Genomic DNA, 25,318 nt, shown 5'->3' with positions numbered 1-25,318 from the left:
AAGCCCCTTCCAGTTTCCTAGGAAAGTTGGAAGGGGTTTTAATATTCAAACTCAATCCCAAACGGTTTTAATGCTCTTGGCAAGATTCCATGGACATATGCAATCATTAGACCATAGTTTGTTATTGGCACACCCTGTTTTTTAGCAAGTTCTACTCTAAATAGCATCTCTCTTCGTGTTATCATACAGCCACCACAGTGGATTATAAGCTTATACTTTGTGAGGTCTTTTGGATAATTGTAGCCTGATACCCACTCAAAGTTTATATCAAATCCAGCTATCTGGCGGAGCCACCTTGGAATTTTAACAGTTCCAATATCATCTGATTGCCTGTGGTGTGTACATGCCTCGGCAATCAAAACTGTATCTCCAGGTTTTAAATCTTTAATTTTCCTGACTCCCTCAACAAACTCCACCAAATCCCCTTTGTATCTTGCAAACAAAATTGAAAATGAAGTAAGAGGAATATCAGGTGGGGTGTCTGCGTCAACCTTTAAAAAAGCTTGTGAGTCTGTTATTACAATTGCAGGTTTTTTACCAAGATTTTCGATAGTTTCTTTAAGCTCGTATTCCTTTGTCACAATTGCAATTGCATCAGAATCCAGAATATCTCTTATTGTCTGCTGCTGAGGCAAAATCAATCTTCCTTTTGGGGCTGCCTTGTCAATCGGCACAACTAAAACTACAAAGTCACCCGGGTTTATCAAATCTCCTACTATTCGCAAATCCTCTCCAACATCTGGCACAAGCTTTGAAAGTGAACTTTTTAGCTCATCAATGCCTTTTAAAGTAACACATGACACAGCTAAAAATGGCATTCCCAAGCTTGACTGCAAAAAAGAAAGTTTTTCTTTATAATTTGGGTCTTTGTCAATCTTATTCAAAACACCAATTTTTTGCACTTTTTTCTCGTCAAAAAGTTTTGCAAGCTGCTTTTCATACGTCAAATCATCTATATCAGATACCACTAAGATTGCAATATCTGTTTTGTTCAAAACCTCCAGTGTCTTTTCAACCCTGAGCTTGCCTAGTATACCTTCATCGTCAATTCCTGCTGTGTCAATCAAAACAACAGGCCCGAGCGGCAAAATCTCCATTGATTTGTAAACAGGGTCGGTTGTAGTTCCTGGCATGTCAGACACAATCGCAATTGGCTGGTTTGTGATGGCATTGATTAAGCTTGACTTACCAGCGTTTCGCTTTCCAAATATAGCTATGTGAAGCCTTTCACTGCTCGGTGTTGTGTTCATCTTAAAGTCAGTCCTTTCCATAATATTTCATTCTTTAAACTTTATAAACTCAAAAGGATTCAAAAGCTCTTGTGCTTCTTTTTCATCCATAATATTTAGCTCTTTGACAACATCAATTATTTGTTTGTTCTCAAGAATTGCCTTTTTTGTAATTTCTGCTGCCTTGTCATATCCAATCTTGTCGATTAAGCTTGCTGCAATAGCAGGAGTCTTTTTTGCATACTCTAAACATTTTTCTTTGTTTGCTGTTATACCATCTATACACTGCTGCCTGAAAATTTTAATACCGTTTTTGAGAATTTTAAGACTTTCAAGAAGATTGTTTGCTATCAGAGGTAAAAAAGCATTCAGCTCAAGCTGACCAGCCTGCGCTGCTAAAGTTATTGCAAAGTCGTTTGCCATCACCTGAAAAGCTATTGTGTTTATAAGCTCAGGAATTACAGGATTTACCTTTCCTGGCATAATGCTTGAACCTGCCTGAACAGCTGGCAGGTTTATCTCATTAAAGCCCGTGTTTGGTCCAGAGGAAAGAAGACGAAGGTCATTTGCAATCTTTGAGAGATTTACTGCCAAGGCTTTCAAAAGCCCAGAGCATTCAACAAAAACGTCTGCGTTCTGTGTTGCATCCATAAGATAGTCTGAACGAGCCAAGCCAATTTTGGTAAGGTTTCTTAGTATTTCTATCACTTTAAAGATGTATTTCAAAGGTGCGTTTACTCCTGTGCCAACAGCAGTTGCACCAAGATTGACAACTCTTAGCCGCTCTTCTACTTTATAAAGTCTCCATCTGTCGCGTGAGATAGCTTGGGCATATGCACCAAACTCCTGACCAAGTGTTACAGGTAGGGCATCCTGCAGCTGAGTTCTTCCTGCCTTGATCACATCTTCAAATTCATGCTCTTTTTTCTGAAGGCTTTTTTGAAGTTCTGCACATTCTTCTGAAAGTTCTCTTACATTCCATATAGTGGCAATTCGCAGGGCTGTAGGGTACACATCGTTTGTTGACTGTGACATATTTACATGGTTGATTGGATGAATTATGTCATACTCACCCGGTTTTCTTCCAATGTGAATTAAGGCTACGTTTGCAATAACTTCGTTTACATTCATATTTGTAGATGTTCCCGCACCGCCCTGGAATCTGTCTACAATAAACTGGTCATCATATTTTCCTGCCAGAATTTCGTCACATGCAAAGACAATAGCATCTTTAATTTTTTCATCCAAAAGACCAACTTCATAATTTGCAATTGCGCACGCTTTTTTGACCATGACAAGCGCTTTTATTAAATCTTTGTCAACGCTCTTTCCAGAAACGTTAAAATTAGCAAAAGCGCGTTTTGTGTGAATTCCGTAAAGCTCAAGGTCAGAAAGCTCAATACTGCCCAAGAAATCTTTTTCTATTCTTGACATTGCTGTATATCTCTCCTGATTAAATGTATTTTAAAATTGTCCTATATTAATCAACATCAAATATTATATCATATCGATGAAAATTCAGGTGAAAAAGACACGATTTTAAAAGCACTTTCTTTAATTGCGGAATTTTAAAGCTTTGCGATAGGTTTTTATGTCCAATAAAGGTAACTTTGAATCAGTTTACAATAGTCATTTAAGGTGACTTTTCCCTTTGGATTTGTGTTTGTTTTGTTAGTGTGTAATTAGAGTGCAAAAAATATAGTAATTGGTTTAATTTAAAAACAGAAAACAGTCCAAGGTAAATTTTTATCTTTGACAAGACAAAATAATGTAAAATTGAGTGCAAAATATTGCAAAAAAACAATATTGTGAATTGAAATTAAAAACAGCAGTTATAAATTATAATTAAAGGTTCTTAAATGAAATAGAATTAAAAAACGAAAGGGTGAGAAGATATGGTCAAAAAATTACTAAAAAAGGGAAGGTACAAAAGAATCGTGATTAGTGCTATTGTGTTTTTTACATTACTCTTACTGAACCTTAGTGATGCATTTGCAGAAAATACAATTACGTATGTTGAACTTCCAGTTAAAAAAGTAAGTCAGGCATATTCAAATTGGTGCTGGGCAGCAGGGTGTGAGTCGATATTGTACTATTGCAAAAACTATTTAGGTTTTGGGAGAGAGGCAACACAGTGGGATATAGTGAAATATATTTATGGAAGCTATGTAAATAAACCTGCATCTCTTTATGATATACAAAGAGCGCTGAGCTATTATGGTGTTGGCTCTTCACGCATGATACCAGTAAGTGGCTGGATAATTTCATATGGGCAAATTGCAGAGCAAATTGTAAATTACAGAAGTCCAATAGGATTAGTAATTACAGCAACAGTAAGTCAAAATCATTTTGTTGTTTTAAATGGTATATGGCAATATTTTGACTCAAATGGATATCTACAAAATTATATAATGATTATGGATCCAGCTATAGGTGGAGTAATTAGTATTCCTGATTCTGAGTTGAGAGATAATGACAATTACCAGGATTACTTAGATGCGATAAGAGTATTTAAACCATATTGATATAACGGGGGGTGAAATAGAATGAAAAAGAATAAGGTATATATTGGTTTTGTAATGACCTTTTTGTTGCTTTTCTTTACGACATTTTCAGCTACTGGAGCAAGCTATTCAATCGAACACAATGATGAAATTAATATACTAAGAAGGCAGTATTTAGCCGAGTCATGGCTCAAGCTTTATATCAGTACTCTTATTAAAAATTATATAAAAGACTCATCTACGCTGCAATCGTTAAATGAAATAACAAATATCAATGGACCGTATAACATTGAAAAATTCAAGTTGAGCAAAGAGTATGAATATTACAGGGTATTTCATATCCCAACTGAAGTTAAGATAGCTGAAAATGGGCGTCCATATCATATTGTAAGAGATGAGGTAAAAGAAAAAATAAAAAATTTGAGATTTAACTCTTGGAAAGATGTTTTTAATACTGAATTTGTAGACAAGGGATGGGCAAGAATTGTATATTACGATAATATACCTGTTGGATATCTTCTTATCGAGTGGGATAGTAAAATGAACAATTATATAGTGAATACTGGAGTGTTTGGGAATGATTCATTGGGTAATGCAGTAAATAATTTGGAAAAATATTTGGTACAACGAGGCATGAAGAGTGATGTAAAAATTGTCAATATTGAAGAAATAACATTATACGCAGTATCAGGTGATGGAAATTGGTGGTGTGCTGGTGCAAAAGGTTACGAAAATCATATATGGGATTTTGGCATAATAAAAGATGCATTAAATAAAATACCAGTTCGAATTTTAAACGCTTTAGAAGAAAGAAGTAGATTGATGAGGGAAGCTCCTGAAAAGATAATGATAGGTGGAGAAGATCCTTCAAAGACATTATACTTTGTTGCTGCCAAAAAAGAAAGAACTCAGAATGCCATGATTGCCATATACTTGCTAATTCTGACTGCTATTGTTGTTATATGCTCAAAGTGGAAATTTTCTTATCAGCATCTATTTTACAAAAATGTTAGAAATATACAAAAACAAAACTATATTCAAAAATAATTCAAACAAATATTTAAAGGGAGCTGTCTGAAGAATAGAATAAAGACTGCTCCCTTAATGCTTTTTTGTGGGTCTTTTTTAGAACAAATCAATTTCTTCCCACTCTTTTTTCATAAGGCTGTGGTACCTATCTTTAAAGAATTTCTCATGTTCCTCTTCCCACTTGGCAAGATGTAGAAGCAAACCTTTTACATTGCCATCTTCAACTTTTTCAGCAGCGTGTTTATAAAATGCTGCAAAATCGCTTTCAATCAGGTATGCAAGCCTTAAAATTGTAAGGTCTGAAAAGTCAGTTTCCAAAATTTTGGAGTTATCAACTAATATATGCGGGTCTACCATTTTGTTCTGGTCATCTACAACCCATGAAATTGAAATTGGTGGTTCTTGGCTGCCCAGACTTTTTAGAATATTCTCAAGATACTTATAATGTTCTTGTTCAATCTTTACAAACTCTTCAAAAAGTTTTTTTAGCCCTTCATCTTGCAAGCTATTTGCATAGAACGAATAAAAGTCTTGCGCATTTTTCTCCATCTTCATTCCAAACCTCAATATGTTCTCGATCTTTTTGCTCATCACAAGGTCTCTCCTTTTATAAAATTTTTCTCGAAGATATTTATACCCAAAAACAAGAATTGAAAACTTTAAAAAATCATAAAAATGAAAATTGCTTATTATTTTAATAAATGCAGGTACCACAGTTTAAGTTAATCTGTTTTGATAAAATCTATTATAAAGCTAATATTTGCTATTTAATTCTTTCATAAGGATATGCTATTAACTCTGCCTTTTTAGTATCCCATTTTTCAATGATTCTATTAAATAATTCAATACCTTTATAATTTCCTTTATTGTTAATATCTAATTTTGAAAAAAGGTCATGATACAAGAGCAATTCATTATAAATATCTTTTTTAGTCTTTATTATCATTTTGTTGCTATTAGGTAGATTAAAATGGGTTCCTCCATCTTTAATATACTTGTAAACTTCATTCAAAAATAAAAATAAAGTTTCAAATGTACTCTCTATTGAATGTAATCTTACAAAATAATCATCGTCCATATCAAGGTCTACACTAAGCAAGATGAATCTAATAGATTCATAAATAACTTTAGATTTATATTTTAAAAGCAATACGTTTCCCTCAGAAAAACTATCTTTGTCGAAATTAGATATCATATAATCTGTAAGTTGTACAGCACTTTGTATTTCTGAACATAATTTAACTTTTAAATTCTCCGAAGCCTTCTCAAAAGACGTTCTTTTTATTGAATAATTTCTATATAGAATAGATAAAATTAATACTATTATAATCAAGAAAATCATATGAATATAAATGATTTTTCTCTTCATTCATCTTCCTCCCGCTTTTTAAAAAACTTCATTAAGTTCAAATAGTTATATTAACATCTTTAAGTTCCTTGTGAAATAACAACTCTGTTTTTTTTATGTTCCACTTTTCAAGCATTTTATCAAAATACTTATCTGGTTTATTTAAAACTTTATCACTTTCTACGATTTTTCCATTTTCAGATATTATGTTTTTTACTAAACTGCAATAGTTTGATAAGATATTGCGAAGGTCTTCGTTTGTTAGTTATCTAAGTTTATTATCAACAAGTCTGGTAATCGGTGTTCCATTTGAAAGGTAAGAACTTATCTCAGATACAAGAAATTTAACACTCCTGATAGTAAACAATAAAGACGGAACCTTTGATTCATATTTTCTGTATTTGGAATTTATATTATACAATACTTCTAAGAAGCTTTCACTCTGGGTCAAAGAATCAAATAGATATAACATGTTATTATTAAGTACAAGATTATTATTATTTTTTTTCAAGTCTTGAATAACATTTAAAGCATTGTTATAAGAATTTCGTATTGACAAAAAGAATAAGTATTTAAAGTATTTAGCAGCCCGGCTCGAACTAACGAATCTATGTTTGACATTATAATAATCTCAGCTAATAACTACTAAAATCAAAGATAAAATAGTTAATAAAACAGCAAGTTTAAGAGTAAGATTTTTATTAATTAAAAATTTTCCCCCTGAAATGAGTGCCTTTTCGCTATAATAACTTTTTTATAACATTTAGTACACTACCATCTTTATTATCTTTATTAACATAACTATAACAATTTTAAAATCTTTTTGCAAAGTCTCACGAGCTCATTATTTATTTTTGAATTCTTTTAGAAGGGTATATTATTTTATCTGCCTTTTCAATGCTCCATTTTTCAATAATCTTATTAAATACCTCATTACCATAAACAGGTCCTATTACGTTTATATCTAATTTTGAAAAAAAATCATGATACAACAGCAATTCATTATAAATGTCTTTTTTAGTTTTTATTATGAATTTAATATCTTTGTCATTAGGTAAATTAAAAGGTTTTTCTCCATCTTTAATATAATCATAAACTTTACTCAAAAATGTTACAAAATTAGAAAATGTAGAGTACATTGAATGTAATTTTGCCTTGTAGTAAGGAACATTATTTGAATCGGTATCTATATACTCCAAAGCAGATATTATAAACGACATGCATTCTGCTTCAGATTTCAAATACAAAATGCGTTCCAGAATAATACTGTTTTTGTTAGATATTATATTATCTGGAGCAGAATTCCATAAAATATCTCGTATTTTTAAAAAGGCTTCTGCTTTCAGATTATTCAAAGCCTTATTGAAGTAATTTATTTCTTTTGAGTAATTTTTAAAGAGAATGAAAAAAATTGATGCTATTATAATCAAGAAAACTATATGGTTAAAAATGATTTTTCTCTTCATCCATTCTCCTCCTATTTCAAAATACCTCTATATGCAAGGTAGACATATTGAGCTTCATCTAAAATTTTAAGTTTTGTAGAACTATTTACAATTTACAATAATAGTATCTACATTATTTACCTTTACATTACTTGTGATAATCAATGGTGTTATTCCTGCATTTTTTTGCTCATCACAAAGTCTTTCCTTTTTATAAAATTTTTCTCAAAGATATTTATGCCCAAAAGCTTGTATTAAAAACCTTAAAATTATACCTCACATAAATAAAAAAGTATATAAATGCACTACATAATTCAAAGCTTATGTAGTGCATTTATATAATTAGATGATTATGCTTTAGAATTATTGAATATAATAATTTTTTGTAATTGTTTTGTCTACAGTTGCTTCCAATACACTATATGTTAACCAAACAGGATGACGAGAATAAATTTCAAAGTAAATTTTGTTATATACATCACGATATCCTATAACTTTTGGTGCGATATCAATTGGTGGGATAGCTTTAAAAGATAAATATAGACGTTGTGATTCAGTTGATAAATATCCGTTTGAATCCAAAGATGTTTTACAATATCTAATGACTTTTCCATATTGATATTCTTGGTCTTTTTTAGAGGCAGGGTAGCTAAAAGTGTCAAAAGTACTACCATTAACTACATAACTAATTGAAGAAAATATATCAGCAATAGTGGAATAAGTATTTCCAAATGGTAAAGCACCAATAAATGTAAACAAAGAAAAGTTCAAATTGCCTGAATTAGAGTCTGCTCCTCTTCTAACTTCAATTAATATATCTTTATTACCTGAGGCAAGTAAAGATTCTATATAAGCATTTCTTACTCTTAAATAGGAACTATTATCAAATAATTGAATGGAACCATTATATGCAAGGTAAATATATTGAGCTTCATCTAAAATTTTAAGTTCTGTAGAACCATTTGCAATAGTAGTATTTACATTATTTACTTTTCCAGCAATTGTAATAATCAATGGTGTTATTCCCCATTTTAGCAAAGTTGTAAGTCTATTTCCGCTTCCTACTGGCCACTCCACAGTGTTTTTATAGTAACCATAAGTGTCACTATTAGTATATACCTTCTTACCAATAGTAATAAAATCACTAACTGGAACACCAGGTACTGGAGATGTTGTTGTGAGACTAACAATTTGAGATTCCTTAAGGCTAACATCTTTGGTTTCTTCAATCTGTAAAGTATTACTATTTACGATAAAAGGCATAAACCAATTTTCAGAAAAACCTACTTTGTCAGCTTCGTCAATATTTGTTTTGCCAATTTCTATACCTGATTTATCAACTTCATCTTTATTATAAGTTTCAGCTGGCTCTTTAGCGAGATTATATAAGCTTGATAATTTATTTATACTGGGGAAAACATCTTCAAAATAGAAAATATCATTTGTGTTTGTGCACAATACTGCTACTTTAGCCACAGTTTTATTTTTAAGTTTTCTATTTACAGGAAGAAGAAGTCCTTCATTGGCGTTATTTTCAATTATAAATGATAATATTTTGTAATCTCCTTCATTGTTAAATAATACTGTTAGAGATCTTGTTTTCTTCAACATCATGTTTTGAGAATAATATATTTTTCCAGTTGCTTGAATTAAGTTTTGCATATTTTTATTTTCTATTACAGCTTCTAAAATAAGCTCATCATTTTTTATTTGCATTTTTTTAATTATCAATTTAGAATCCAGTTGATTTTCGGAATCAACTTTGACAAAATTTCCACCTTTATATTGTATTCCTTTTAAAATACCATTGTCAACAATCAATTCATTGTTTTCAGCATACGCTTTAATATTAAAGGCACTCGTAATAAGAGAAAAAGATATTATCATCAATACTGATAGTATTTTAGCAATTATTTTATTTCTAACTATCATAATATTCCGCCTCCTCAAGTTAATTATTTATATAACTGCTATTTACAATTTAAACAACAATTCCTTTCTTATATTATACTTTGATCAGAATCGGATATAAATGATGTTTCATTTATGCACCGCATGACACATACTACAAAATAAACTTCAGAAAGCCGAAGACGCCAAAGAACTTTTAGCAAAGACAAAAACCAATTTTTATTTTTTCTGCATATAAATTTTTGTTGTTACAGAAATAAGTTTTTCCCTTAATGTTTCTTTCTTCTGTACTTTTGTATAACTTAACCTAATATATACCATAGCAATATAGAATGCTATAAAGTTATTCTTTGTGCTTTTATAGTTTTTAGTCCGTTAGAATTTAGTAAATCACCCCTCGACTCTTTGGTATATTTGAAAATAGTATAAGAAGAACAAAGTTGTTGAATTAGAAGGCAAAAGTTTTAGATAATGAAATCACCTCTCAAGTTAATTATTTACTTTCATATTAGCAAAAAAAAAGAAAAAAACAATTAGCATTTTAAATAAAGTTTTAGATGAAGACAAAAAGAAATTTTGTGAATAATTAATAAGGAAACTATGGTAAAATATTAAAACTAGAGATAAGTTTTAAAAAATTTTTTGCTCCAGCAGTTGAGTCTATATAATTGTGTAAAAAGGGATTGAGCCACCCCTCACCCTCTGGTTAGAATAGAAATTAAGAAGAACCAAAAACCAAATTCTTTCAGGAGGGATGAGGAATGGCTCAATACAATATTACCATAGATTCTGAAATTTTGCATTACCTTTTTACAACAGGCACAAAAGACGAGAAATTAGCCAAGTTATTAGAATCAATACTTAATCAAATTTTAGCTGCTCAAGCTACTGAACAAATTAAGGCTGAACCTTACGAGAGGACAGAGGAAAGACAAGATTATCGTAACGGTTATTATTCAAGGAATTTAATTACCAGAGTAGGGACTTTGACTTTGAAAGTACCAAGACTGCGTAATGGTAAATTTACTACAGACCTTTTTGAACGTTATCAGCGAAGTGAACAAGCGCTTTTATTGGCATTGATGGAGATGGTGGTAAATGGGGTATCCACACGAAAGATTGAAGAAATTACTTATGAGTTATGTGGGACTGAGTTTTCAAAATCCACCATTTCAGAGCTTTGCAAAAATCTTGATCCTGTAATTGCGCAGTGGAATTCGGGGTCTTTGGAAGAAAAGAAGTTTCCTTTTGTGTAAGCCTATGCGATGGTTGTAAAGATAAGAGAAGAAGGTCGTGTTCGACAGAGAAGTCTTCTAATTGGTGTAGGTGTAAATGAAGAAGGTTACAGAGAAGTTTTGGGGGTTATGATAGGAGACAGCGAATCAGAAGAAAGCTGGGGAGAATTTTTCTCATGGTTAAAGGAAAGAGGGTTGCATGGAGTCGATTTAGTTGTTTCAGATCATCATAAAGGGCTTGTACAAGCGATTTATCGACATTTTCAAGGTGCGACCTGGCAAAGGTGTCAAACTCATTTTATGAGAAACATTCTTGACAAGACACCGAAGGGTTTACAAAAGGAACTACATGCTAAGATAAGAGCTATATTTGAAGCTCCAGATGCAAAGACAGCAAGGGTGTTGTTAAATCAAGTGTTGGAAGAGTACAAAAATAAAGCCCCAAAAGCAATGGAAGTTTTAGAAGAAGGATTTGAAGACGCGATAGCAGTTTTAGAACTTCCAGAGCCATACCGAAGGAGGCTGCGCGTAGGCTGATATGTTAGAGCGACTGAATGGAGAAATTCGTCGACGAGAAAGGGTGATAAGGTATTTGTTAGCCGAGAGTCGTGTATTCGCTTAATAGGTGCTTTATTAATGGAACAGGATGAAAGATGGCTATCTACGAGGAAGTACTTACAGATGAGAGAGTATTTTGAGTGGCAGGAAAAGGTGAAGGAAGGTGTTAGAAAAGAAATTGTTTTGATGAAATGAGCTTTTTTAAGGCTGTTAGTTTGTAAATGGGCGTAGAAGATATTTTAAGGCTTACAGGTAATAATTGGTAAATTATAATTTACAAAAAACCATATGGAATTTTATTCGACCGATTAAAATATACTAAAAAGCTTATATTCTAACCAGAGGGTATTTTACACAAAAATTTGGACTTGACCGCTCCAGCCACCTAAAAATGAAAAATACTTGCAATAATCAAATGAAAAATTTAGAAAAGAAAAAAGGAGAGTAGGAGAGTATGATTATAGACTTTCACACCCACTGTTTTCCAGATGAACTTGCACCAAGAGCAATGTCAAAGCTTTCACAAAATTCTGGTATGCCATATTATCACAACGGTACTTTGTCAGGTCTGAAAGACTCTGCTAAAAAAGCTGGAATTGACATGTGCATGGTTCTGCCCATTGCAACAAAACCTCAGCAAACAAGAACAATAAACAGATGGGCCTTGTCGGTAATGGAAGAAAACAAGCAGATAATTTGTTTTGGCACAGTTCATCCTGAGTTTGATGAGTGGAAAGAAGAGATAAGGTGGTTAAAAGAAAACGGGTTTGCTGGGATAAAATTTCACCCTGATTATCAGGATTTTTTTGTAGATGATAAAAAGATGTATCCAATCTATGATGCAATTTTCCAAAACGATATGATTATACTTTTTCACAGCGGAGTTGACCCGGCTTTTATGCCACCTTACCATTGTACACCAAAAAAGCTTCATAAGGTTCTAAAAGATTTTTCGGGTGCAAAGATAGTTGCAGCGCATATGGGTGGATATAGGTTTTTTGGTGAGACGCTTGAGTATTTGATAGGTGAAGATGTGTATCTTGATACATCCTTTTTCTTTGGTGAAGTTGATATACAAAATCCCGAAGAGGTTTTCAGAAGTCATGGGATAGATAAGATTTTGTTTGCAACAGACTCTCCATGGAAAGACCAGAAAAGAGAAGTTGAGTATGTAAATAGCTTAAGACTTTCTGAAGAAGAGAAAGAAAAGATTTTTTGGAAGAATGCGCAGCAGTTACTTGGACTCAAAATTGTTCATAGGGCAAGCTAAGATGTTTTGTATAGAGATTAGTAAATGGCAAATTAGAAAGAGAGGTTTTTAAAAATTGAGAGTCAAAATACTTGTCAACAACTGGACGTTCAAAGGTGGGTATTTAGCAGAGCATGGTCTTTCAATTTTGGTTATAAAAGATGACAAAAAGATTTTGTTTGACTGTGGGCAGACAAATGCCATTGTGAAAAACATTGAGAAGATGGGTATGGGCTTTGATTTTGATGCTGTAGTCCTTAGCCATGCCCATTATGACCACATAGGTGGTCTTAAATTTCTTATTGAAAGAACAGATTGTAATATTTGGGTGCACCATGGATTTTTTGAGAAAAAGTTTGCCAAAAGAGAAGGGGAGTATAAATTTATAGGTGAAAATTTTGAAGCGCTTGACATGGCAAGGTTTAAGGTTGTTAATGAAGATGTCTATGAGATATTTGATGGTATTTTTGTGGTGAATGTTACCTCAGGTAAGGAATCTAATGAGTTTTATATTCTCAAAGATGGTCGGTTTCAAAGCGATTTGTTTTTAGAAGAACAATCTCTTGTAGTTAAGGAAGATGACAAACTTATACTTATTGTCGGCTGCAGTCACAACGGAATTGAGAATATTATAGAAAAAGTGGAAAAATGTTTTTCTCAGAGCATCTTCGCAGTAATCGGCGGATTTCATTCAAAGAATTTTCAACAAGATGATTTGCAAAGGCTTTGTCAGTTTTTCAGGGAAAAGAGAATTTATAAGCTTGTACCTCTTCACTGCTCTGGGATAGAGACATTAATTTATTTTGGTAATAATATAGCAAATAAGTTAAAGGTTTGTGGTGTGGGAGATGTGTTTGAAATATAATTGACGTACGTTATAATAAATTTTAAAAGAGGTGATTTAGGTTGAAGACAATACCTGTAACAAAAGTAAGGCAAAACATATATAAAATTTTGGAACAGGTAAGAATAAGTAGCGAACCGATACAGATAACTTCTAAAAAAGGCAATGCAGTTCTCATCTCTGAGGAAGACTGGAACGCTATTCAGGAAACTTTATATCTGCTATCAATACCGAATTTGAGAGAAAGCATTTTAGAGGCAGATAAGGTCCCATTAGATGAATGGAAAGACGAGGAAGACTTAGGATGGGATATAGACTAAAGTTTTCAAAACAGGCGTTGAAAGATGCAAAAAAGTTGGAGGCTTGTGGGCTTGACAAAAAAGCAGATACAATTTCGTATCTTTCACAATTTCAACATTCCAAAGGGTGACAGTACCGCATGAGAAAAGACTTTTGGAAAGATAAGACCATCATCATTACAGGGGCAACATCTGGTCTTGGGAAGGAAATGACAAAGATTTTACTTGAAAAAGGTGCAAAAGTTGTTGCCATTTCAAGGTCAGAAGAGTCTTTAAAAGGGCTTCAGAATGAACTCATAATGTTTTCAAAAAATCTTTTTTTAATAAAGGCAGATATAAGCTTTAAGAAAGATTGTGAAGATGTATTTAAAATTATAAAAGATAATCTAAAAAAGGCAGATTTTTTAATTAACAACGCAGGAGTTGGCTTGAGATGTGAAGTGGAAGAAATCGATGAGCTTGATCTTAAAAAGGTATTTGATACTAACTTTTTTGGTGCTTTTTACATGATGAAGTATGGAATCTCCTTTTTCAAAGAACAAGGAGGAGGCACAATTGTGAATATTTGTTCGCTTGGTGTGAAAAGACCTGTGCCATTCACAAGCGGATATACAGCTTCAAAAGCGGCATTGTCGGTCATGGCTGATGTTGCAAGAATGGAGCTTAAAAAATATAACATAAATGTTTTAAATGCATATCCAGGTTCTATTTCAACAAGCTTTAGAAAAAAAGCTTTAGGAAAGCCATATCCAGAAGATGAAATTCGGCTTTCAAGGCTTTCGCCGGATGTTGCTGCAAGAAGAATTATCGTGGGTATTGAGAAGAACAGGAAAGAGATATACACATCTAAAAAAGACTATATATTTGTGCTTTTTACCCGCCTTTTTCCACACCTTTCAGATTTTATAGTTGAAAAAGCATTTAAAAAAAGTTAAAAAGATTGTAATAGTCTTTGCACCTAAATTCCTTGACACGAATAAAAATACGTGCTAAAATATTTCAAAATTTAATTTGAAAATAACAAAAAGCTATTGCAAGAAAGAAATTGTCCGACAAATTAAAGTAGCATGGTCGGACTTTTCATATATAAAGGGTGGGATTGTATTTATGGCAAAGATGACGGTAGCACGGGCAATGGTAGAGGTTTTAAAGAGCGAAGGTGTAGAGATTATCTTTGGCATTCCAGGTGCGGCAATATATCCATTTTATGATGCGCTCTATAGCTCTGATATTAAGCATGTCTTAGTACGCACAGAGCAGGCAGCAGTTCATGAGGCAAGTGGATATGCGCGCACAACAGGCAAGGTGGGTGTGTGCGTTGCAACCTCTGGGCCTGGTGCTACAAATCTTATAACTGGCATTGCAACTGCATATATGGATTCTGTTCCAATTGTTGCTATCACCGGTCAGGTAAATTCAAGTTTAATTGGGAAAGATGTGTTTCAAGAAGTGGATATAACAGGGGCAACAGCTCCGTTTACCAAGCATAACTATCTTGTAAAAGACCCTAAAAAAATTGTAAGGATTTTAAAAGAAGCATTCTATATAGCCTCAACAGGAAGACGTGGGCCTGTTTTGATAGATGTTCCTATAGATGTTCAAATGCAGGAGATTGAATTTGAAATTCCAAAAGAGATTGATATTCCTGGCTACAAGCCGAAAGAAAAAGGGCATCCTCTACAGATAAAAAGAGCGGTAGAAGCAATAGAAAATTCAAAAAGACCTGTTGTATGCAGCGGTGGTGGAGTTATTGCATCAGGGGCATCAGAAGAGCTTCGAATTTTAGTAGAAAAGCAAAAGATTCCTGTAATTTCAACTTTGATGGGAATTGGCTGTATTCCAACAGACCATCCTTATTATCTTGGCATGATAGGTTCACATGGTCAGAAAGAGGCAAATTTGGCGCTCAGGCAGGCAGACCTTTTAATTGTGATAGGTGCGCGGCTTGCAGACAGGGCCTTGGGTGATACAAAAATTACTGATAATATGAAGATTATTCATATAGACATTGACCCTGCCGAGATAGGAAAAAATGTTGATACAAACATTCCAATTGTTGGCGATGCAAAACAGGTGCTTTCAGAGATTAATAAAAGAATTTCAGAAAGAAAAGATTTTTGGGCTTATGAGATTAAAGCACAGAAGAAAGTTCTTCCAGATGATGACAAGCTTCATCCTTATGATGTGTTAAAAGAAATTTCAAGGGCGTACAATGGAGATTATATAATCACAACAGATGTTGGTCAGCATCAGATTTGGGCAGCTCATAATCTATATATCAAAAAGCCAGGAACCTTTATAACTTCGGGTGGACTTGGTACAATGGGATATGGCATTCCTGCGGCAATTGGTGCGAAGTTTGGAAGACCAGACAAAGAAGTGATTAGCATCACTGGTGATGGAAGTTTCCAGATGCTTTTGCAGGAGCTTGCTACCATTAAAAGAGAGCAGGTGCCGATTAAAATTGTCCTTTTCAACAACACAAGGCTTGGAATGGTATATGAGCTTCAGAAGAAAAGATGTACAGGCAGATTTATTGCAACATGCTTGGATGGTAACCCTGACTTTATGATATTAGCAAAAGCATATGGTATTGAGAGTATGAGACTTGAGAGCAAAGAAAAGTTAAAAGAGGCTATTGAGATTATGAAAATCCACGATGGTCCATTTTTGCTTGAAGTTGTGACAAGCCCTGATGAGCCAACTATACCTTAATGGTTTAATTGAGCTTGCTAAAATTTTTGTTGATAGGGGGATGTAAGAAGGTGAAGTACACACTTTCTGTTTTGGTTGAGAACCACCCGGGTGTACTATCTAGAGTTGCAGGGCTTTTTTCAAGAAGAGGTTTTAATATAGACAGCCTTGCTGTTGGCGTAACAGAAGACCCAACAATATCCCGCATGACAATTGTTGTAAATGGTGATGACTACATTGTCGAGCAGGTGACAAAACAGCTAAATAAGCTTATTGATGTTATAAAAATCAAAAAACTAAACCCGAAAGAAGCTGTTGAAAGAGAGCTTGCGCTTATAAAGGTTAATGCTAATTCTCAGACGCGTTCAGACATTATTCAAATAACAGAGATTTTCAGAGCAAACATTGTTGATGTGTCAAAAGAAACTCTTACAATTGAGATTTCAGGTGATGAGGACAAGATTGAAGCGCTAATTGAGCTTTTAAAACAATATGGTATTCGCGAGGTAGTCCGTACTGGACTTATTGCGATAGAGCGTGGAAATAAAGTTATATCAAAATCTAAGTCTGAGGAGGATGAGTAAAAATGGCAAAGATATTTTATGATAGTGACTGTAATTTAGACCTACTTAAAGACAAGACGGTTGCAGTGATTGGTTTTGGTAGCCAAGGTCATGCACATGCACTGAACTTGAGAGATTCTGGTATAAACGTTGTTGTTGGACTTTATCATGGTAGCAAGTCTTGGGCAAAGGCAGAAAGTCATGGTCTTAAAGTTATGACAGCTGATGAGGCAACAAAAGTTGCAGATGTCATTATGATTCTTGTAAATGATGAAAAACAGCCAAAGCTATTTAAAGAGAGTATAGAACCTAACTTAAAAGAAGGAAAGGCAATAGCATTTGCGCATGGGTTTAATATTCATTTTGGTCAGATTGTTCCACCGCCATACGTTGATGTTATAATGATAGCTCCAAAAGGACCAGGACACACAGTCAGAAGCCAGTATGAAGAAGGCAAAGGTGTACCAGCTTTAGTTGCTGTACATCAGAATTATACAGGAAGAGCTTTGGATATTGCCTTAGCGTATGCAAAGGGTATTGGTGCATCAAGGGCTGGGATAATTCTTACAACATTTAGAGAGGAGACAGAGACAGACCTTTTTGGTGAGCAGGCAGTTTTGTGTGGAGGTCTTACAGAGCTTATCAAAGCCGGGTTTGATACATTGGTTGAAGCAGGGTATCAGCCAGAAATTGCGTATTTTGAGTGTTTGCATGAGATGAAACTGATAGTTGATTTGATTTGGCAGGGTGGACTTTCACTTATGCGCTATTCAATTTCAGACACAGCTGAGTATGGCGACTACATGACAGGTAAGAGAATTATAACAGAAGAGACAAGAAAAGAGATGAAGAAAGTATTAGAAGAGATTCAAAACGGCACGTTTGCAAAGAAATGGATATTAGAGAACATGGCAGGAAGGCCAGAATTCAATAGCATAAGAAGAAGAGAGCAGAATTTACTTATTGAGCAGGTAGGGAAAGAGCTAAGAAAGATGATGCCTTGGATAAAACCGATAAAAGAATAAGGGTGAGGGGTTTTTAATGGGAAAAAGAGTTATAAAGATATTTGATACCACGCTCAGAGACGGTGAGCAAACACCAGGTGTGTCGCTCAACGTCAATGAAAAGCTTGAGATTGCAAAACAGCTTGAAAAGCTCAAAGTTGATGTGATAGAAGCAGGATTTGCAATAGCCTCTCCTGGCGATTTTGAGGCTATAAAGACAATTTCTGAAAACATCAAAGATGCAGTTGTTGTATCTCTGGCAAGGGCGATTGAAAAAGATATAGATAGGGCGTATGAGGCGCTCAAAAAGGCTTCATCTCCGAGGATTCATACTTTTATTGCAACGAGCGATATTCATATGAAATACAAGCTCAAAATGACAGAAGATGAGGTACTTGAGCGAGCTGTTGCAATGGTAAAGTATGCTAAAAAGTATGTCTCTGACGTTGAGTTTTCTTGTGAGGATGCTACAAGATCAAGAATAGAGTTTTTGATAAAGGTGTTTGATGCTGTGATAAAAGCTGGTGCAACAGTTATAAACATACCAGACACGGTAGGTTACACAACACCTGAAGAGATGAAAAGGATTATTCGAGCATTAAAAGAAAACATTCCTGACATTGACAAGGTTCAAATTTCAGTTCATTGCCACAACGACCTTGGCCTTGCTGTTGCAAACTCGTTGGCTGCTGTTGAAGAAGGGGTTCATCAGGTTGAGTGTACAATAAACGGACTTGGAGAAAGGGCTGGGAATGCTGCTTTAGAGGAGATTGTTATGGCGCTCAAGACAAGAAAAGACTTTTATGATGTCGATGTTTTGATTGACACAACTCAAATATACCGAACAAGCAAGCTTGTGTCTTCTCTTACGGGCGTATTTGTTCAGCCAAACAAGGCAATTGTTGGTGCAAATGCATTTGCGCACGAGTCTGGTATACATCAGCATGGAGTGCTCTCAGAGAGAACAACATATGAGATTATTGACCCTGTGTCAATTGGTCTTCCGAAAAACAGGATGGTACTTGGCAAGCATTCAGGTCGTCATGCATTTGAAGAAAGATTAAAAGAACTTGGATACACAGACCTCACAAGAGAAGAGATTGATGCTGCGTTTGAAAAGTTTAAAGTTTTGGCAGATAAAAAGAAGGTTGTGCTTGACAAAGACATTGAAGCACTTTTAGAGCAAAAGTCACTCAATATTCCAGAGACATATGAGCTTGTGAGGTTCCAGATAATAAGCGGCAATGGTCTTATATCAACTGCCTCTGTAAAGATAAAATCGGGTGATGAGGAGTTTGAAGAGGCGGCAACTGGCGATGGTCCTGTTGATGCAATCTTTAAAGCAATTGACAGAATAACAGGGCTTCAGGTTGAACTTGATGATTACAGTATAAAGGCTGTCACCCAGGGCAAGGATGCTCTTGGCGAGGTAACAGTCAGAATTAAGAAAGATGGCAAAGCGTTTTTGGGAAGAGGCTTATCTACAGATATTTTAGAAGCAAGCGCAAAAGCATATGTAAATGCTATAAATAAGATGCTGTATAAAATTTCAGAGGAGTAAAATTGACTCTTTACAATTTTTTAAATTGGGTTTAAAATAATTAGCAAATAAAACTTGAGGGTCAAAGGGGTGCAAAAAATGATAATACGAATATGCGGCGCAATCACAATAATTAGCATTATTTCAGTTATTAGAAAGAGAATAATTAAATGGATTTATAAAATTTCATATGCCGCATTGCACCCATTTTGGCCTGTGTATGAAAAAAGAGGGTTTTTGAAAAGGCCCTTAGGGCATCTTTAGAATTTGCAATCAAATTTGAGATTGAATTTTAAAAGCCCAGCCAAAAAATCACAGGCTGGGCTTTTTTGATATTCATAAAGGAGGGAAAATGAAGTGGAAGATAATAAGACCATCATCATCTATGATTCAACCTTAAGAGACGGTGCTCAGGCTGGTGGAATTTCATACACTTTGGAAGATAAGCTCAAGATTGTAGAGAGACTTGACAAATTTGGTGTAAAATTTATCGAGGCAGGGAATCCTGGTTCTAACATCAAAGACCAGGAGTTTTTCGCAAGAGTTAAAAAGATGAAATTGAAAAACGCGAAGCTTATTGCCTTTGGTTCAACAAGGCGAGTGGGAATTGACGTAAAAGATGACCCTAACATTCAGTCACTCATTGCAGCTGATACCGAAGCTGTTGCAATCTTTGGCAAGTCGTGGGATTTTCATGTCAAAGAGGTCTTGAAAACAACAGAGGACGAAAATCTTCAGATGATTTATGACACAATAAAATATTTAAAGTCCTTGGGCAAGTATGTTGTATTTGACGCAGAGCATTTTTTTGATGGGTATAAAAATAACAAAGAGTACGCTTTGGAGACTTTAAAGGTTGCAAAAGAGGCAGGTGCAGACTCTTTGGACCTGTGCGATACAAATGGCGGTACTTTCCCAATGGATGTTTACAACATCACGAAAGAAGTTGTTGAGATGTTTCCTGGGACATTGATTGGAATTCACTGTCACAACGATACAGGCATGGCCGTTGCAAACTCCATCATGGCAGTTTTGGCAGGAGCTCGTCAGGTACAGGGAACTATAAACGGATATGGTGAGAGATGTGGTAATGCAGACCTTATCACACTCATTCCAAATCTTCAGCTAAAGCTTGGGTTTAAATGTGTGCCTGATGAGAATATAAAACACCTGACCTCTCTTTCAAGGTATGTTGCTGAGATTGCCAATATGATTCCAAACGAGCGCGCACCATATGTTGGAGCTTATGCGTTTACTCACAAGGCTGGTATGCACATTGATGCTGTCAAAAAAAATCCAGCTTCGTTTGAGCATATTAACCCTGAGATTGTTGGAAACACAAGAAGAATAGTACTGTCTGAGGTTGCAGGAAGGGCTACAATTCTTGACAAGATTCGCGAGATTGACCCGACAGTTACAAAAGACTCACCTGTCACAAAAGAGATTATTGATGAGCTAAAGCGCCTTGAAAATGAAGGATATCAGTTTGAGTCGGCAGAAGCTTCATTCGAGATGCTAATTAGAAAAAAACTGGGACTTTACCAGCCGTTCTTTACTCTCAAAGAATTTAAAGTTCTCATTAATGAACCGGCAGTAGAGTACAGCTCATCTGCAATTGTAAAGATTGCAGTAGATGGGGTTACAGCAATCACTGCTGCAGAAGGTGATGGTCCTGTTCATGCTTTAGATAGTGCTTTGAGAAAGGCTTTGGAAAAGTTCTATCCCGAGCTAAAAGAGGTTCATCTTGTTGACTATAAAGTACGGGTACTGAATGCTGAGACTGCAACTGCTGCAAAGGTAAGAGTTCTGATTGAGTCAACAGACGGCAAAGACACCTGGACAACTGTAGGTGTTTCAACCGACATTGTAAATGCAAGCTGGATTGCACTTGTTGACTCACTGGAGTATAAGCTTTGCAAAGAAAAAGTGGGGAAATAGATAAAGCGGGGCTGTCAAAAATTTGGCAGCCTCTTTAACTTTAGTGTTTTGTTTCTGAGTTCTATATAGTAAGAAAGCAATGTGGAAAATTGAGTTTTTAAAGAGTCCTTTACTTGCTTTTTAAAAACGAATTTTATAGAAAGTGCTCTTGGTGTTACCTTTGTGATTAACAAGTGCTATATTTTTTCCATTCCAAGTTGGTTCAAATCTCCACATTTTTTATTATTAATATGAGGTTGTTGAATAAAAGAAATAACCATATAGAGTAAACATAGTAACAAAAGAAAAAAGCTCCCTTGTGTTATAATTTTAATTTAAGAGAAAACCACAACAAACACAATGGGTAAAAAAGATGTACTCAGGAATATTAAGGCACAAAATAAGAAATTTTCAAAGCTGCTTTTTGTAATAAAAAAGGTTACTGAAGTTTTATTGTGCATAGAATAAAGATTGAAAGACTATTTGGTAAATCCAAAGGAGAATAGAATCTTGAGAATGTGAGACTCAAGGGATTTAGAAATTATAAAAAGGTATATTGATTGGATACTTTTCTATTCAACAACCTAAATAACTATTTGAAATTACGACGAACAATTACAGTAATATTATTGTGTGTAGATATTAAATAAATTTTGAAGTAAAATGTGTATTATGATATAATAATCAAAAAAAACTGATTTAAATATTGAGGTAGAAAATGAGAAAGTTAATTAATTTAATTCTCTTAATTTGTTTTTTAACATTAGAGTTTTGCACATTTTCAGCAGAAGCTAGAGTAAATAAATATGTTTTTCTAAACATAAAAACTGATTTGCTACCAGATAAAATCAAAATTATATTTGGAACAAATGAACCAAATGTAAAACGTTCTAAAGAAATCAAGAATAAGAAAATAATTACTGATTTAATAGATATGCTTTCTAAATGTCAGTCATACAAGCTTGGAAACAACAAATTGAGTCAGTTTCGGGAAGGGCCAAATAAAATAATATTTTGCTGGGAGGATAGTAAAAAAGAGGGTATATTTTACTTTAATAATGGGTTTCCTGCTTATGATGGTGTAATTCTTATAGATGGAAAGAGTTATTTTTTAAATGATCAACTGGTTGTATATATTTTATCTATTTTGGAACACAAAAATCCTCAAACAGAAATTTCATCAGATGTAATTAATCTTTTCAGGAAGTACAGCTGGACGGTTGATTACTTGATAGCAAAAGGAACAGAGACTTTGCCAAAAAATTTAATTCACAGAGCTGGTGAGTATCCTTCAAAGCTTTTTTGGGCTTATGTCAATTATTTTCTTTCTGATTGTGGCTTTAGCCTAAAGCAATATCTTGGGGAAAATATAAACTATGAAATTTATAAGTTAAGAGAAATTACCATTATTGAGGGTGAACCTAAAGGTATTGTATATCGGCTTCCATCAAAAGGAATTGTTTTGAGATATAACAATAAAATAATTGGTGCTTATATTGACGCTGAGGTAGATTTATGTTCACTTAAAAGAAGTACATTTTATAAAATTACAAGAAAAAAGTGGAGGGAAATAATTTACCAGTATGTTGACTATAATAATGAGTGGGAGAAGAAAACTTCTACAATGTCTCCTGTAGATGTTATTAAAGATTACATAAAAGCTTTGGATAGTCATGACCGTAAAAAATTATGGGCATATGAACCAACTTATGATTTGTTTTATAATTTACTTACAAATTTAAGAGATGATAAGATTTACAACCATGAAAATGATTACTTATATCCTAACCATAATATCAAAAAGATTAAACTTTTAAGTATTTCTGAACCCCAAGAGTGGACATATGGTTCATTTAAAACTCTTAGATATGTAGTATTTGTTGACGTAGATTTTTATGAATTTGTTGTGCAACCTGATGGGAAGGGTAATGCTTTTGTTCATGTATATAAAGAAAATAAAAACTCAGGCTGGAAAGTATTTTTGTCATTTTGTGAATAAAAGAATAAGAAATATATCGCTAATAAGCAAGACAAGATATTTGTTATTTATACACACTTTTAATGTAATTCACCCATTCCTCGTATATTTCTTTTTCTGACTTTCCTAGCAGTCCTATGTAATTATAAGCATGGACCATTTCATGCGGAAGAGATTGTTTAATACTTTTGTAGTTGTGTAATCTTCCTGGATTTGCAGGTGAGGTTAATATAACTGTTGAACCTATATTGTCGCCAATATACCAATCAAGGTTAAAAAGAAGAGTTATTAATCCGTATTTTTTAGTTTGGAACGTGGATTGTTTGTCATAAATAAATATTTTTATTTTAGATTTTTCTTTAATACCTAATTTGCCCATAAGATATTCTGCTCTCTGTTCTGCTAAATTAAAACAATCTAAAGCAGCTGCTTCCTCCTTTTCGTAATATACATCTACCCACTTTCCCTTTTTTGCCTTCATATTTTTTGTTTTTAGTTGTAACGTTGGTATAAATGTAGTAACAAAGGCTATTATGAGAATTATAATCAAAATAAAGCTTATTATAGTTGCTTTTCTTTTTTTCATGGTGTACCTCCTTCAGCAATTAAGTAATGAGGCTTTGTCATATTTTATTTTTGGAGAATAGTTTTATTTTATCATGAATACAAATAATAGGCAATAGCCGTATTTATGAACGGCAGATTTTTGAGTAGATAATAATTTATAGCATAAATAAAAGGATAGAGGTAACAATAACAAAAATTTAGTTTGATTTGAGAAACTTTAAAACAAACAGCAAGGCAGAACATATAGAAAAAAATGCTTTGAAATAAGCTACGGATTTTTTTCTTGTATAAATAAAAACTGGGGACTATTTTTAAAAGATACACTCTTTTTGGTCCCCAGTTATTACTTTTCAAGCATTTTATTCTAACCCAAAATTAACCATTAGTATGGTCTTATGAACATCTGGGTCCAGTACAAAACTCCCTTACTGTTTTTTGCAACCCCAACACCAATTTCAGTAAAAGAGGGGCTTAGAATATTCGCTCTGTGACCTGGGGAGTTCATCCATGAACGAACAACCTCTTGAGGAGATTTTTGCCCGTACGCAATATTTTCTCCTGCTGCAGAAAATTTGAGACCAAAACTTTCCATCATCTTAAATGGTGAGCCATAAGTTGGGGAATAGTGTGAAAAATAGTTTTTGCTTGCCATATCCTGAGATTTGTATTTGGCAACGCGTGAAAGCTGCCAATTTGACTTAAGTATCGCAAGCCCAGCTTTTGCGCGCTCTTGGTTTGTGAGCCTTATTACTTCATCTTCAAAGGATTTAAAATCAGATTGACTGGGTATGTTTATCTTTTGTCCGGGAAATATTAAGTTTGGATTTTTAATCTGTGGATTTGCCGCTAAAAGTTCGCTTATACCAACTTGATTTTTGGCAGCTATACTCCACAAAGTGTCTCCGGTTTGGATTGTATAAATCTTTGTTTGTGCAAAGGCACTTGAAAAATTCAGAAAAAATAGTATGCTCAAAAATGCAACTATTTTTCTCATTTAAGCTTTCACCTCCTCATATCTTATTTTTCTTAAAAATCTTTTGCTTAATTCTTTCCTTTTAAAAACCTAATTAAAAATCTATTTTAAAAACCACAAAATCGTGGTATTATTATAGAAGTAAATCTAATTTCAAAAGGGAGGCAAAGATAAAATGGCATATTACATCACAGATGATTGTATTTCATGCGGCGCATGCGAGAGCGAATGCCCTGTTCAGTGCATATCCCCTGGCGATGGAAAGTATGTAATCAACGAAGAAGAATGCATCTCATGCGGTGCATGTGCAAATGTATGCCCAGTTGATGCTCCAAAGCCAAGAGATTAGTTCTTAAATTGCAAAATATCTTAGGACCGGGTAGAAAATCAAGTGCCCGGTCTTTAAATTATAAATTGAAACAAAATTAGAA

The 25,318-nt window shown here is 34.0% G+C and carries 22 protein-coding genes and 2 pseudogenes; 16 read left to right on the top strand and 8 right to left on the bottom strand.

The genetic code is table 11. The features are described 5' to 3' along the window. Positions 1-38 precede the first annotated feature (38 nt). Positions 39-1,250: a [FeFe] hydrogenase H-cluster maturation GTPase HydF gene (gene hydF, locus CaldiYA01_RS09875; protein ID WP_207182829.1), complete on the bottom strand. Its 1,212-nt coding sequence runs from the start codon at positions 1,248-1,250 to the stop codon at positions 39-41. A gap of 27 nt (positions 1,251-1,277) precedes the next feature. Then, positions 1,278-2,663 carry an aspartate ammonia-lyase gene (locus CaldiYA01_RS09870; protein WP_207179229.1) on the bottom strand — a complete coding sequence of 462 codons (1,386 nt, stop codon included), beginning with the start codon at positions 2,661-2,663 and terminating at the stop codon, positions 1,278-1,280. A 461-nt stretch (positions 2,664-3,124) separates the two neighbouring features. On the opposite strand from CaldiYA01_RS09870, the gene CaldiYA01_RS09865 reads away from it, so the two are divergent. Then, on the top strand, positions 3,125-3,754 hold the full coding sequence (locus CaldiYA01_RS09865) for a papain-like cysteine protease family protein (RefSeq protein WP_207179227.1): 630 nt from the start codon (positions 3,125-3,127) through the stop codon (positions 3,752-3,754). Between the two features lie 21 nt (positions 3,755-3,775). Continuing rightward, positions 3,776-4,780 (top strand): hypothetical protein, encoded by a 1,005-nt coding sequence (locus tag CaldiYA01_RS09860; protein ID WP_207179225.1) that lies wholly within the window; start codon positions 3,776-3,778, stop codon positions 4,778-4,780. 78 nt (positions 4,781-4,858) lie between these two features. On the opposite strand, the gene CaldiYA01_RS09855 is transcribed toward CaldiYA01_RS09860, so the two are convergent. From CaldiYA01_RS09855 to CaldiYA01_RS09840, 4 genes are all read right to left on the bottom strand, one after another. Then, positions 4,859-5,353, bottom strand: a complete 495-nt coding sequence (locus CaldiYA01_RS09855) for a ferritin-like domain-containing protein (RefSeq protein ID WP_207179223.1) — start codon at positions 5,351-5,353, stop codon at positions 4,859-4,861. A gap of 172 nt (positions 5,354-5,525) precedes the next feature. Then, entirely contained in the window at positions 5,526-6,131 is a 606-nt protein-coding gene (locus tag CaldiYA01_RS09850) for a hypothetical protein (RefSeq protein WP_207179221.1), read from the bottom strand. Positions 6,132-6,958: 827 nt separating this feature from the next. Continuing rightward, the gene (locus tag CaldiYA01_RS09845; RefSeq protein WP_207179219.1) at positions 6,959-7,576 is read right to left on the bottom strand and encodes a hypothetical protein; all 618 of its coding nucleotides are present in this window, start codon (positions 7,574-7,576) and stop codon (positions 6,959-6,961) included. 342 nt (positions 7,577-7,918) lie between these two features. Further along, the gene (locus CaldiYA01_RS09840) at positions 7,919-9,487 is read right to left on the bottom strand and encodes a hypothetical protein (protein WP_207179217.1); all 1,569 of its coding nucleotides are present in this window, start codon (positions 9,485-9,487) and stop codon (positions 7,919-7,921) included. Between the two features lie 740 nt (positions 9,488-10,227). Here CaldiYA01_RS09840 and CaldiYA01_RS09835 point away from each other — a divergent pair. The 13 genes and pseudogenes from CaldiYA01_RS09835 (at position 10,228) to CaldiYA01_RS09780 (ending at position 23,368) form a co-directional block, all read left to right on the top strand. Continuing rightward, a pseudogene (locus CaldiYA01_RS09835) lies at positions 10,228-11,454 on the top strand (IS256 family transposase). Positions 11,455-11,713: 259 nt separating this feature from the next. Then, entirely contained in the window at positions 11,714-12,529 is an 816-nt protein-coding gene (locus CaldiYA01_RS09830; RefSeq protein ID WP_207179215.1) for an amidohydrolase family protein, read from the top strand. A 55-nt stretch (positions 12,530-12,584) separates the two neighbouring features. Further along, positions 12,585-13,373, top strand: coding sequence for an MBL fold metallo-hydrolase (locus CaldiYA01_RS09825; RefSeq protein WP_207179212.1), 789 nt, complete (start codon positions 12,585-12,587; stop codon positions 13,371-13,373). Positions 13,374-13,414: 41 nt separating this feature from the next. After that, positions 13,415-13,672 (top strand): type II toxin-antitoxin system Phd/YefM family antitoxin, encoded by a 258-nt coding sequence (locus CaldiYA01_RS09820; RefSeq protein WP_207179210.1) that lies wholly within the window; start codon positions 13,415-13,417, stop codon positions 13,670-13,672. Further along, positions 13,657-13,782 carry a hypothetical protein gene (locus tag CaldiYA01_RS12410; RefSeq protein WP_269076399.1) on the top strand — a complete coding sequence of 42 codons (126 nt, stop codon included), beginning with the start codon at positions 13,657-13,659 and terminating at the stop codon, positions 13,780-13,782. Before CaldiYA01_RS09820 ends, CaldiYA01_RS12410 begins: the two co-directional genes overlap by 16 nt. Before the next feature lie 9 nt (positions 13,783-13,791). Next, the gene (locus CaldiYA01_RS09810; protein ID WP_207179208.1) at positions 13,792-14,586 is read left to right on the top strand and encodes an SDR family NAD(P)-dependent oxidoreductase; all 795 of its coding nucleotides are present in this window, start codon (positions 13,792-13,794) and stop codon (positions 14,584-14,586) included. 172 nt (positions 14,587-14,758) lie between these two features. Further along, positions 14,759-16,366: a biosynthetic-type acetolactate synthase large subunit gene (gene ilvB / locus CaldiYA01_RS09805; protein WP_207179205.1), complete on the top strand. Its 1,608-nt coding sequence runs from the start codon at positions 14,759-14,761 to the stop codon at positions 16,364-16,366. 50 nt (positions 16,367-16,416) lie between these two features. Beyond that, positions 16,417-16,929 carry an acetolactate synthase small subunit gene (ilvN, locus tag CaldiYA01_RS09800; RefSeq protein WP_013404018.1) on the top strand — a complete coding sequence of 171 codons (513 nt, stop codon included), beginning with the start codon at positions 16,417-16,419 and terminating at the stop codon, positions 16,927-16,929. Between the two features lie 2 nt (positions 16,930-16,931). Then, the gene (gene ilvC / locus CaldiYA01_RS09795; protein ID WP_207179203.1) at positions 16,932-17,933 is read left to right on the top strand and encodes a ketol-acid reductoisomerase; all 1,002 of its coding nucleotides are present in this window, start codon (positions 16,932-16,934) and stop codon (positions 17,931-17,933) included. Between the two features lie 16 nt (positions 17,934-17,949). Continuing rightward, positions 17,950-19,473, top strand: coding sequence for a 2-isopropylmalate synthase (locus CaldiYA01_RS09790; protein WP_207179200.1), 1,524 nt, complete (start codon positions 17,950-17,952; stop codon positions 19,471-19,473). A gap of 336 nt (positions 19,474-19,809) precedes the next feature. Continuing rightward, a complete protein-coding gene (gene cimA, locus CaldiYA01_RS09785; RefSeq protein WP_207179198.1) occupies positions 19,810-21,390 on the top strand; it encodes a citramalate synthase in 1,581 nt (526 codons plus the stop codon). Between the two features lie 440 nt (positions 21,391-21,830). After that, a pseudogene (locus CaldiYA01_RS12590) lies at positions 21,831-21,939 on the top strand (ISNCY family transposase); the annotation flags it as partial. Positions 21,940-22,087: 148 nt separating this feature from the next. After that, positions 22,088-23,368 carry a DUF4830 domain-containing protein gene (locus CaldiYA01_RS09780; RefSeq protein WP_207179196.1) on the top strand — a complete coding sequence of 427 codons (1,281 nt, stop codon included), beginning with the start codon at positions 22,088-22,090 and terminating at the stop codon, positions 23,366-23,368. Positions 23,369-23,411: 43 nt separating this feature from the next. On the opposite strand, the gene CaldiYA01_RS09775 is transcribed toward CaldiYA01_RS09780, so the two are convergent. Both CaldiYA01_RS09775 and safA read right to left on the bottom strand, forming a co-directional pair. Then, positions 23,412-23,933, bottom strand: a complete 522-nt coding sequence (locus CaldiYA01_RS09775) for a hypothetical protein (RefSeq protein ID WP_207179194.1) — start codon at positions 23,931-23,933, stop codon at positions 23,412-23,414. A 363-nt stretch (positions 23,934-24,296) separates the two neighbouring features. Further along, positions 24,297-24,908 carry a SafA/ExsA family spore coat assembly protein gene (gene safA, locus CaldiYA01_RS09770; protein ID WP_207179192.1) on the bottom strand — a complete coding sequence of 204 codons (612 nt, stop codon included), beginning with the start codon at positions 24,906-24,908 and terminating at the stop codon, positions 24,297-24,299. A 154-nt stretch (positions 24,909-25,062) separates the two neighbouring features. On the opposite strand from safA, the gene CaldiYA01_RS09765 reads away from it, so the two are divergent. Further along, positions 25,063-25,236 (top strand): DUF362 domain-containing protein, encoded by a 174-nt coding sequence (locus CaldiYA01_RS09765; RefSeq protein WP_013404011.1) that lies wholly within the window; start codon positions 25,063-25,065, stop codon positions 25,234-25,236. Positions 25,237-25,318: the final 82 nt, after the last annotated feature.

This window comes from Caldicellulosiruptor diazotrophicus (assembly GCF_017347585.1).
Classification (GTDB): Bacteria; Bacillota; Thermoanaerobacteria; order Caldicellulosiruptorales; family Caldicellulosiruptoraceae; genus Caldicellulosiruptor; species Caldicellulosiruptor diazotrophicus.
This window is presented reverse-complemented; position numbering and strand designations above follow the sequence as displayed.